The organism is Bacteroidota bacterium (genome assembly GCA_018698135.1).
Lineage (GTDB): Bacteria > Bacteroidota > Bacteroidia > CAILMK01 > JAAYUY01 > JABINZ01.
This window is the reverse complement of record JABINZ010000258.1, coordinates 1-11943: the sequence shown is the minus strand read 5'-3', so window position 1 is coordinate 11943 and position 11943 is coordinate 1. Positions and strand designations below refer to the sequence as shown.

Annotated in this window: 7 protein-coding genes and 1 tRNA gene; 1 reads left to right on the top strand and 7 read right to left on the bottom strand. The window is 33.4% G+C overall.

Annotated features, from left to right (window positions below):
- From HOG71_16065 to HOG71_16045, 5 genes are all read right to left on the bottom strand, one after another.
- Nucleotides 1–1734, bottom strand: a 1734-nt coding sequence (locus HOG71_16065; protein MBT5992364.1) for a hypothetical protein, incomplete at its 3' end; no start/stop codon positions are given.
- Between the two features lie 13 nt (nt 1735–1747).
- Nucleotides 1748–2023: a helix-turn-helix domain-containing protein gene (locus HOG71_16060; GenBank protein MBT5992363.1), complete on the bottom strand. Its 276-nt coding sequence runs from the start codon at nt 2021–2023 to the stop codon at nt 1748–1750.
- Nucleotides 2024–2085: 62 nt separating this feature from the next.
- Nucleotides 2086–2793 carry a hypothetical protein gene (locus HOG71_16055; GenBank protein ID MBT5992362.1) on the bottom strand — a complete coding sequence of 236 codons (708 nt, stop codon included), beginning with the start codon at nt 2791–2793 and terminating at the stop codon, nt 2086–2088.
- Nucleotides 2794–2968: 175 nt separating this feature from the next.
- Nucleotides 2969–3043: transfer RNA gene (locus tag HOG71_16050), tRNA-Val, on the bottom strand.
- 130 nt (nt 3044–3173) lie between these two features.
- Nucleotides 3174–4442, bottom strand: coding sequence for a tyrosine-type recombinase/integrase (locus HOG71_16045; GenBank protein MBT5992361.1), 1269 nt, complete (start codon nt 4440–4442; stop codon nt 3174–3176).
- A 276-nt stretch (nt 4443–4718) separates the two neighbouring features.
- On the opposite strand from HOG71_16045, the gene HOG71_16040 reads away from it, so the two are divergent.
- A complete protein-coding gene (locus tag HOG71_16040) occupies nt 4719–4979 on the top strand; it encodes a GIY-YIG nuclease family protein (GenBank protein ID MBT5992360.1) in 261 nt (86 codons plus the stop codon).
- A gap of 256 nt (nt 4980–5235) precedes the next feature.
- On the opposite strand, the gene HOG71_16035 is transcribed toward HOG71_16040, so the two are convergent.
- Together HOG71_16035 and HOG71_16030 are read right to left on the bottom strand one after the other, a co-directional pair.
- The gene (locus tag HOG71_16035) at nt 5236–9156 is read right to left on the bottom strand and encodes a PKD domain-containing protein (protein MBT5992359.1); all 3921 of its coding nucleotides are present in this window, start codon (nt 9154–9156) and stop codon (nt 5236–5238) included.
- Nucleotides 9157–9653: 497 nt separating this feature from the next.
- Entirely contained in the window at nt 9654–11636 is a 1983-nt protein-coding gene (locus tag HOG71_16030; GenBank protein ID MBT5992358.1) for a T9SS type B sorting domain-containing protein, read from the bottom strand.
- Nucleotides 11637–11943 lie beyond the last annotated feature (307 nt).

Below are 11943 nucleotides of genomic sequence, written 5' to 3'. Positions count from 1 at the left end.
ATCCATACCTAAAACAGCCCATGTTTTACTGCTATTGTTAAATGAGTGTGATAAATAACCAAAAGCATTTATTTTACTCAAAAAGTGTTGGTATTCTTCAAGCTTTTCTTCTCTCGTTTTTCCCTTTTCTTCTTTTGTCCAGTAAACATTTGATGTATTCTGAATATACGACAGGAAATCAGAGTCATATTCTTCATTGACTTGGATATCATAACCACAATCATCTTCTAAGTTTAACACATTGAAAGGAGTAGGTAATAATTCCGGACTAAACGAAATGATGTGATCAGCCCAAACAAAACCTTGAAAGTTCTGGTATTTAATCATTTTAACTCCATTAACAGAAATTTCCCAGGCACAATTTTCAAAGAATAAGAGCTGATAATATTTATTGCTTTTTGGAAAGTATGGATTTAAGACTTCAAGGTTTTCGAGAGAAGTTCTAGAAACATATTGTTTACCACCCCTAAACATCATATTTAAAATTTCTCTATTTCCATATTCTTTCAAAAAGTCAGTAATAAAATCCCTGATCTCGTATGGTTGGACTTCTTCAACGATTTTGCCTTTTGTTCTAATATAGGTGAACATTTTGTCCAGTGTGATATATTTACCAAAACCATTTGCTTTTAAGAATTCATACATGGAACTATAATCGAACTTCACCTGGTCATTTTTATCGTAATACCAGAATTGCAATCCTTGATGAAAGACTATAGGGGTATTATCAATATAAATCCGTTTTTCAAGCTGGTTGGTTTCTTCATCCCATTGATATAATTTACCTTTGAAATTAAACTCATGATCTTTCAATACTTCAATATGATCTTCATAAAACCTTTCCAGATTATTGATGTTAAAATAGTTGATCAGTGGTTTATATCCTTTGGTTATATCCAGTTTGTAAAAGGACTTGGAAGGTTCACTGAATTTCTGAAGGCTGTTCAGGATTTCTTCTTCGCGCCCTTTGTTTAAGATCAATAAATCATCAAGGCCTTTAGGATGACCATCAAGCTCTCTTGATTTGATATGGCAGAAGTAGAATTGAACTTCCAGATCTTTTAAAAGTTCTCGCATAGCAATTGCTGAGTTGATGAAGCTTTGTGGTCGTCTGGAGATATCTTCTCTCTTTTGCAAAGCCTTTGTTGAAATATCCAGGCAGTCACCATCATAAATCATGACTACGTTTTGAACCTTGCACTTTTCAATGATCCGAATAATGTCTGAATGAATTTTTCCTGTTTTTTTGTCTTTGTAGTGGGTTATTGAAGTAAGGCCTATAATATCTAAACCATACTTTGAGGCAGCAAATTGCTTGAAAACACCTTCAGTAAGAAAAAGGGTTTTAATCTTTTCTCCCTTTTGATACTTTTCAAGAAGGGCAGGAGTGAGGAATGGCAATGTTCCCTGTCCTTTTGGGATTAGATAGCGCATCTCATCCCCATTTGCAGCAATAAAAGACTTTGATAGCCGAGTTATTGCATATACTATTTCCTTGTTATTAAAACCATTTGGTTTTTCAGGGGTGGCTTTGGGGTGGTCATAATTAATGAGTTTCCTGTCAAGATTAAATGGAGTAATGGTGATATTACCATCATTATCATGGCCGAATACTTTATGAATAAAACTCTGACCAGTATCATTTTGAAGTGATATTGTATAGTCGGCTTCAGACGGTCCTAACCCATTTACAATTCGTTCCCTGAAATAGGAATCTCTTGCTAAACTTTGCATATGCCTTTTTTTCTCAGTTTTCAATAAAATTCTGAATATCACTCAGCCGATACCACCATTTATTACCTCTTTTCTTACCATCCAACTCACCTGATTTCCTCATTTTGTAGAACCAGGTAGTTTTACGGCCTAATAATTTTTGAGCTTCTGATTCAGGGATCCATTCTCCGAGTTTTTGAGAGATGGTTTCGTTTTGAATTCTTGGAAGAACTGCTTTGATGTCCCTGGCAAGGTCTCTCAGTTCATCTACCACATCTTGTGGTAGGAATGTAAAAGATTGATTATTCATAAATTTATATTTCAATTAGTTTATACATAAAAACAAATAACAAAACAATGGAGGCAAATTTTTTAAATGTACTCGACTCTTGACATAATAATCTCACTTAACGTGTTTATACATTCAGGATTCTTTTTAAATATTTTATTTATTGTATCAAAATTAATATTCCCTTCCCCCTCTAACCAGTCTATTAATCGAGGATAAGGCACAGGTAAAACATCCCCTTTCTTGGTAAACTCTTGATAAAATAATTCAAAAGTGTCAATATAAATTTTATTCTCTCCAAAGGAATCTTGAAAGTCAGGGATGAGCTCTAGTGCAGCACTAAGAATTATATCAAAAGGAATTTTGTCAAAATCTACATGGAAAAATAATTTGGTATAATTTGATTCTGAATTATTTAATGCACCCAGAAAAGTTTTAATGGCTTTTTGCTCCAGGAGACTAAATATTTGTTCACTGTAGATATCATAGCGGCTTTTAAATCCTTTTAAAGAGAACGCTTTGTTGGTTATATTTTCATATTCGATAACCTTAATGATATACATTTTTTCCAACATCATTAATGCATTATCGTCTTCAGAATAATTAGAATCTGAATACTCTGTATTAATACTGCTTTTGAATTGAGTACTCTTTCTTAAAAATGTAAGCTGAATATATATAGGATATTTAACAATTTCGTCAATTACTTGTCCTCTCTCATCTCTTACAATTGACTTGCTAGGAAGTCGTTTGTTGAGAAAGAACTTAATTGTAATTTTACCTTCTTGCATGATGACGAATGTTCTGTTGTTGCAACAAATATATAAACAATTTGTAATTTATCAATTTTATTTGCATTTTATTAATTCCATATGAAGATCACTAAATAAAAAAGGCTTTCAAAACAAATTGAAAACCTTCATGTGGAATATACTGGATTAACTCCCTTTGGTCGTTGATCCTTTGTGGGATATACTGGATTCGAACCAGTGACTTCTACCCTGTCAAGGTAGCGCTCTAAACCAACTGAGCTAATACCCCAAAAATGTTTGCAAATGGTTTGCAAATGTATTTTAAGAACTTTGTATGGCTCAGATAATCAGGTGCTTATAAGCTTCATTTTTTTGCCTGTCAAGAAAGACTTGATTATTTAATCTTTGATTCCATTTTATTACCAATCATTGAATTTCTTCATAGCATTTCTTCTCTCTTCTTCTGAAATTTTAATATATCCTTCAAAAGATTTGTAATCCGAATGGCCAGTCCATTTCATAATTACTTGTGCCGGAATATTCATTATTAGTGCTGTAGTTATAAAGGTTCTACGTGCAGTATGCGTTGTAATCAATTCATACCGTCTACAGGTATTTGAAAATCTTTTTTTCCCTTTAAAGTATACAACCTCTTCAATATCATCAAATTTGACCTCTTGCCCCATATCTTTCAAATTCTTATTTAGTATTGCATTGTGCGGCACAGGGAGGCATTTGTCAAGTGGTAAATCTTTGTATTTTTGAAGAATTGCCTTAGTATATTTATTTAGATCAACAGTGATTTCTTTATTTCCTTTAACTGTAGTTAGCTTAATATATTCATTTTTAATATTCACTTTCTTTAATTCATGCAAATCAGAGAACCTAAGACCTGTAAAGCAACCAAAGCAGAATATGTCACGTGTCTGTTGCATCACAGTGCTTTTGAAATCATAATTATACAGTATCATTACTTCTTTCTTAGACAAAGCAATTGAGTCACTTGGTATTAATACTCCTTTGAAGTATGCTTCAACACTAAACTTTTTATATTCTCCGAATCGATTAAATCCATTTTCAAAGGCCCAATTAAGAAATCCTTTGTAAACACTGAGATATTTAGCAATATTTGAATTTTTATGCTTTAACTCAGTGGCAGCATATTTTATATACTTTTTAAAATAAGTCTCGTCAATTGCTTCAAAATCAAGTTGAATCTTGTATTTATTGTGAAAATCCCCAATTATTTCTCTAACTCTTTCTTTTTTTTGTTTTGTAGCAGCTTTCCATTCATCCTTATTTGCCTCAATAAATTTGGCAAAATAGTCAAGCAAATTCAAATTATAATCCTCTCGTATTGTTTCATCTAACCGGATTCTTAATTCATCCCTCAAGTTTGAAATACGAATAGCCTTTTTTAATACTGCAAATTCATTATAAATCGCCTCAACAGTATTCTCAACCTTATTCAGGTGTTTGTTTATTTTTTTTGATGTTTCCCCATTTTTGTCCGTGAAGCCGTCTTTTACTCTTTGCGAATCCTTGTTCCAATTTTTTTCATCAACACTATACCCAACATAATACAACATTCTTTTGCCTTCAAAAGAGAATGACAAAACAATCTGACAGTTTGTAGCAATACCATCTCTCTTTTTGATATAGAATTTAGCAGTACATTTTCTAATCATCATATTCTATTTGCACACAAAAATACACACAGTTTTATTTAAAATGAAATGAATTGTAAAAAAGCAAAAAACATTATTATTAGCTCAAAAACAGCATGTTGTGAAGTATTATGAAAAGGTGTGGAATGAATTGAAACAAAATAAATAGTCCCGTCCAGACCGCCAATCACCCCGAGAAATCGGGGTTTTTGCATTAATAAACTCTATATATATGAAGGTCATTCTTGATAAGCAGGAATGGCCTTTTTTTTATCTTTGCTTTTCAAAAACCATTTCATGTTTTATACCTACATCTTGCAAAGTTTAAAGGATGGTCGATTCTATATTGGTTATACAGCTAATATGGATCAGCGATTGATGAATCATAATGCTGGAATGACCAAATCGACAAAAAGCGGAATCCCATGGAAAGTAGTTTATTACGAAACATTTCAAGATAAAATAGATGCAATTCGCAGAGAAAGATTCTTAAAAGCTCAACGAAATAGGGCATTTTATGAGCGGTTGATAAATGGTTTCAACCCAAATGGCTCTTAAGGTTGCGGGTTCCCCCGAGAACTCGGGGCGTCCAGACCGCCAATCACCCCGAGAAATCGGGGTTTTTGCATTAATAAACTCTATATATTAGTTAATAGGCCTCTGGAAACATTGGCCTATTTTTAATTTACACTCAGACTTGTGATTCTTGATCTTCATGAAAACGAATACTGGAGTATTTTTTAACTTTTGAAATAGTCGATTTTGAGTTTACATTATACAAATAGCATCTGTATAAGCATAGTCTTTTATACGGTTAATTCTTAATAATTCTGATCATTTGATCTTGATTTTCAAGTGTTAATTTAACTATATAGACTCCTTTTGGTTTATTAGTCAGATCAATTAATGCAGTGTCAGTTTTAGGTTTAACCACCATAACTTCCTGTCCGAATGCATTGGTAATCACAATTAAATCAAGTTTTTTTGATGATTTAATTGTAAAATAACCCTTACTGGGATTGGGAAAGATATTTATTAAATTATCAATTACTGACAGATCAATTCCGGTTGCCATTACAGTGATTGATTTAATATCACAATCTTCACAGCCATCATTTGAACTGACACATAACTTAACAGTATAGGTGCCGGGTGATGAAAATATATGTACTGGATGCTGGATAGTTGACGTTTTGCCATCTCCAAAATTCCAATCCCAGGAAACAATGCTGCCGGCTGAAATCGTGGATGAATCATGAAATTGTATAGTAGAATCTGCTATTGTGATTGATCCGAACTTTACTGCCGGATTTGGCATTACAAATACTGTTTGAATAAGGGAGTCTGAACAAACTGAGGTAGAAGCCACCAATTTAATTTGATAGGAGCCGACTGTATTATAGGAGAATGCTTCAGGAGTCATCAAATTGGACGTACGTGAATCCCCCAAATCCCAAAAATAATTACTGGCATCAGTTGAATTGTTGATAATTGATATTGTCTCAGAAGCACAAACTATAAAATCAATACTGAAATCAGCTTTTGGTGCTTCGGGAATTATTACAGTTAGCATGCTTGAATCGGTACAGCCATCGCTATTAATTGCTTTCAGTTTTACTTGATATGTTCCAGATGAGCTGTAGGTATGGTTGATGTCAGATAATATTGATGTGTCGCCATCACCAAAATCCCATATACGGTATACTGAATTGATGGTTGAATCTATAAATCGGGCACCATTACAAATTTCACTAAAACTAAATCGGGCTTGTGGATTTGCATTGACAATAACTGTTTTAGTAAGAGAGTCTATACAGCCTGAGCCTGTTACGATTAATTTAATATCGTAGGATCCAACTGCTGGGAATGATAATGCCAATGGATTTTTCAAATTAGAAATCATAGAATCTTCTAAATACCAGAAGTAAGCATCTGCATCTGTTGAATTATTGATTATCGTGCTTATTTCAGAACTACATAGATTCATATCAATACTGAAATCAGCTTTTGGTGCCTCGGGAATTATTACAGTTAGCATGCTTGAATCGGTACAGCCATCGCTATTAATTGCTTTCAGTTTTACTTGATACGTTCCAGATGAGCTGTAGGTATGGTTGATGTCAGATAATATTGATGTGTCGCCATCACCAAAATCCCATATACGGTATACTGAATTGATGGTTGAATCTATAAATCTTGCACCATTACAAATTTCACTATCACTAATTCGGGCTTGTGGATTTGCATTGACAATAACTGTTTTAACAAGAGTATCGGAACACCCTGAGCCTGAAGCAAATAATTTGACATCATAAGTGCCGGCTGCAGCGTATAAGAATGTTAATGGATTTTCAAGATTAGAAGTCATAGAATTCCCTAAATCCCAGAAGTAACTGTCTGCAAAGCTTGAATTGTTTAATATTGTAATCTTCTCATTAACACATACAATGGAATCGATACTAAAATCAGCTTCTGGTGCATAGTGGATTATTACGGTTTGTATGCTTGAATCGGCACATCCTTGGTTATTAAATACTTTCAGTTTGACTTGATAGGTTCCGGGAGAACTATACATATGATCAACGTCTGTTAATATAGATGTGTTGCCATCCCCCAAATCCCAGAAGTAACTGTCTGCAAAGGTTGAATTGTTTATTATAGTAATCTTCTTATTAACACAAACAATAGAATCGATATTGAAATCAGCTATTGGTGCATTTGGGATTACTAGGGTTTGTATGCTAGAATCGCTACAGCCATAGCTATTAATTACTTTCAGTTTTACCTGATATGTTCCAGGTGAGCTATAAATATGGTTGATGTCAGATAATACTGATGTGTCGCCATCACCAAAATCCAATAAACGGTATGTTGAATTGATGGTAGAATCTATAAATCTTGCACCATTACAAATTTCACTAAAACTAAAGTGGGCTTTTGGATTTGGATTGACAATAACTGTTTTAGAAATAGAGTCAATGCAACCAGAGCCTGTTACGATTAGTTTAATATCGTAAGAACCAGCTGCTGGGAATGAGAATGCATATAGATTTTTCGAATTAGAAATCATAGAATCTCCTAAATACCAGAAGTAACCATCTTCATCAGTTGAATTATTGATAATTGATATTATATCAGAAGCACAAACAATAGAATCAATATTGAAATCAGCTATTGGTGCATCTGGGATTACTACGGTTTGGATGCTTGAATCGGTGCAGCCGTAGTTATTAATTACTTTCAGTTTTACCTGATATGTTCCAGGTGAGCTATAGATATGGTTAATATCAGATAAAATTGATGTGTCGCCATCTCCAAAATCCCAGAAGCAGCTTACTGAATTGGAGGTATAATCTATGAATCTGGCTCCTTCACAAATTTCTACAACACCCATATTTACTGTGGGATTTGGTAAAACAGTAACATAAATTCTAAAATAATCCTTGTAATTAAGGGAGTTTGTTTTGGTTAACCTTACAGTAGCTTGCCCGTTATTTGGCCACTTTACAGTAAGTACATTCGTTCCTTGCCCACTAATAATGGTACCATTTACAACACTCCATGAATATGTACAATTGGTATCAGTATAAGCAGAATAAGTTGCTGTCTGACCTTTACAAATTTCTGAAGGGCCTGATATTAATTGAGCGATTGGATTAGGAATATCGTATTTCAGTGCTCTGTAAGTACCAGACGAAAATGTAGCTTCAAAGACTTTATTCCCTCCGGTATCTACTTCGGTCATCCTAGGAACAGATCCCCAGCAAATGAAGGTATTGCCATTAGCTATCCTGATTGCACTTCCCATAGCCCAAGCATAAATATCCGGAGTGTTTCTGTATTCAAATACAAGTTTTGCAGTTTTATTTACCTCATCAATTTCATATTCAATAGCACGGGAATAGTGAGAAATTCCATTATCAAACAGAGTTATATTTCCGTTGGCTAATCGGTGTGCAAAATGTTGAAATCTGAAACCTAAAGTGTCGTTTATAAATGTAAACTGATTGCTATGGGCCAGCAATCCCAACCTCCATATTATATTTCCACTATTAAGGCTAATTTTGGTAATTTCATTTAATTCAGGGTTGCACATAAGTATGGATGTGTCAGTATCAAGAAAAAGGCCGTTAGTATGTGTAAAGTCGATAATAGGAGCCGTGAGATCACCTACATGGTCTGTTATAGAAATATGATCCAAAGCTTTCCACTCAAAAATTAAACTGTCATTGGCATCTATCCCCTGGATGATGCTGCCAATAACCTGGGCATTTGAGTCACCACCAGAAACTATCAATGACATATCAATTGTTCTGGTTTCATCTGCTATTATATAATAACGATTATCATTGGAGATAACAAGCTCATGATTATTAGTAGTATATCCGTTTTTTGCTACTACTGTATTAATTATATTAAACATGCTATCCATAATATAATATCGGCTCTGTTTTCCGCTAAAAAAGGAATATTTGTTATTGGGTTGCGGTTTAAAATCCAAAAAGCCGCCATTTATGCCGAAGGGAAATGATTTGGCATATATTGTTCTTCCCTGTTTGTCAAGAATTAGAAGATAATATTTACCTGCGGTGCCCGTCCAAAAATTAGCAAGAAATGTATATCCATTGGAAGGATTAATGTTGGTAGTTACATTGACTGTAGGTAACTGAGCCTCTGTTGAAAACATGAAAAATTGACAGAATAAAAATAAAATTGCAAACTTTAAGTTTTTCATAGTATAATTTTATTAATAGTTCCTTTTCTCTGCGAAAATTATTTGTCAAATTGTTCTCAATAGGCATTTATTTTTAGGTATGAAAGAAGGGGATAATTTATGATTTTATTTTAAATTCTTTATACATTGTTAACTTTTTTTTATTTATGACAAATAGGCTATATAGTAGCCCGGACGGTAAAAATATTGAACTTTTGCCTGCCAATAAAATGCCCCTGTGAATGGTTCCTAATTTAAAGGCCCTAAAAACAAAAGCCAGGTTTCCCTAGCTTCTGATTTGTGGCAACAGTATATATCAATCAGGACACTGCTGTGTGATCAATCTTTCATGCACAAAAAAAGGCTATTCCGATAATCTTCGAAATAGCCTTGAAAGTTATTTATGTATTCTCGTCACTGTCACATACTGTAGTTTCTGATGTGATAATAGACTTTTCATATCAAAAAGCCGTTCATAGAACAGCTTTTTTGCTTTTAAAACAACGCGTACTTAGAGATTAGCGGGTCAAATGAATCTCACCAATGATTGTTTTAGCGTCTTTCATTTCATGGAATTGATATTTTAGTTGATAATAGTAAACACCAATTTCGCAATACTTATTTAGATACTTTCCATTCCATGAAAGCCGAGCATCATTAGATGTATAAATATGCTGTCCCCATCTGTTATAAATTAGAAGTTTATACCGTGCGAAAGAACAGTTGGAAATTGCTGTAAAAACATCGTTGATCTCATCATTGTTGGGAGTAAATGCATTTGGCATTTGCAAATAACAGTGGCAGTTTTGTTCAATTACTCTCACTGTATCCGACAAGCTCCCACATGGATTTGATACGTTTACCCAATAAATCCCTCCTTTTGTTATACTTAGTTCAGAATTCCTAGATAAATCTTGCCATAAATAAGATGCATGATCTGTAATTACATTCAGCTTTAAACTATCTCCTATACATAAATATATGATTGAATCAAATTCAAAGGATGCTGATTCAATGATTTCAATATGAGCAGTATCACATACTGTTGCACAGTGGTTAGAAACCTGAACCCAATATACGCCTGACTTGCTGATGCTTATTGAGTTGCTTGTATCATTTGTATTCCACAAATATTCAGAGTTTTTTGAGTGCGCGTTTAAAGTTATTTTGTGCGGATAGCATATCAATGTGTCTCTAATATCAACTTTTGGTCTTTCATGAATATGAATAGTTTTAGTTATTTCGCTTACAGTGTTATTTAAATAAATTTTTAATGTCACTTTGTAGCTCCCTGGCATGGAATAAACATGATGAGGATTTCTAGTTTTTGAATGATTGTTGGTTGTATCCTGATCTCCCAAGGTCCATAAAACCGAATCAAAATAGGTAGATGTTAATGAGAAGAATGTTGTGTCATTTAAACAAAAACCAGATGCACTAAAATTTAGATACTTAATGGCATCACTGCAAAAGTTAGGAAGTCCATAAAATGAAATATTCCCTTTTAAATAGAGTCCATTGGCTTTATAGTTAATATAAGCGATTCTATTATTTGGTTTATTTATGACACCCAGATAGGTAGCTTGAAGCCGGCTATGATATATTTTTAAATCAGGACCCAGTTGAAGGGCGCCTATAAAATTGTTAAAGCTATCAATTAAACTTTTACTATTAATTATCTCCTCTTTTGAATTCAGAATTAGGTCAAATTGATGCAAATAGCCAAATGCGTTTATATTTGAAGATACATAAAACTTTGAACCATCAGGCGAAAACTCGATACCATATGGCCCTACATTATTATTGAAAGGAATTTTTATGTAATTACTAATAACACCGTTCAGATTATTAAATTCAAAAAGGGCAATTTCATTGTTGTTCGCATAAATCAATCGACTTCCATCTAATGATGATTTTAGATAGCCAGCATATTTGCTTTCATCAGCAATGGGGCCAATTTTTGACTCAATGAAGTTTGTTTTATTTATACCATTTTCAGTAAGAAGAAAACTATAAAAACTATTGGTATTATATTTTTGTGTTATTATCCAATAGTCACGATTGTTCTGATGTTTTATCGCTGTAACTTTTTCACATGTGTACGACTCAAGTTGGATGTTTTTCGGGTTTCTAACAATTCCATGTCCATTGTTCAGGCTCGCATCAACTTCTGAATAGCTTAATCCAGCTTCTTCTCCAAAAGATCCAACAGTAAAAAGGTAGTATATATCTTGTGACTTTGGCTTTTTTACAATGATACATGACTGAGTAGTACTTAAATGACCATTTAATGACTCCCCATTTAACATAATAGAGTGATTATTATTCCATACTGTTTTTCCATTAGAGTAAAACAATAAATTCCCATCACTGTCTGCTATTGAAGCACAGCCTTCTAAGGCCTTCATTTTACTACTGGTAGTAGCCGTTGGGGGAGAGGTGTTGAAATCTAATCCAGCAAAATTGCCAAACATCCATATATTGGCTTCTTTTTGCGCCATGCAAAAATTAAAAGTTATACATATTAGAAGTAGCAATATTTTAGATTTTTTCTGAAGCATCCTGAGAAAAAAAGTAGTTAAGCTTGAGTGATATATAATGCAAATTAACCATTTTCAAATAGATAAACAAAAAAAGCCACCTTTAGGTGGCTTTTTTTGTTATTTATAAACTTAGTTTAGTTATGTACGTAGTTAAGATATAAGCTAATATCCATATCCCACAAGAAACTTTTTACATTAATAGTATCTGGGAAGTTCGTATTGTCTTTGTAAGGTTTAAACTTAACCGAAGTATGAACCTTTTGGT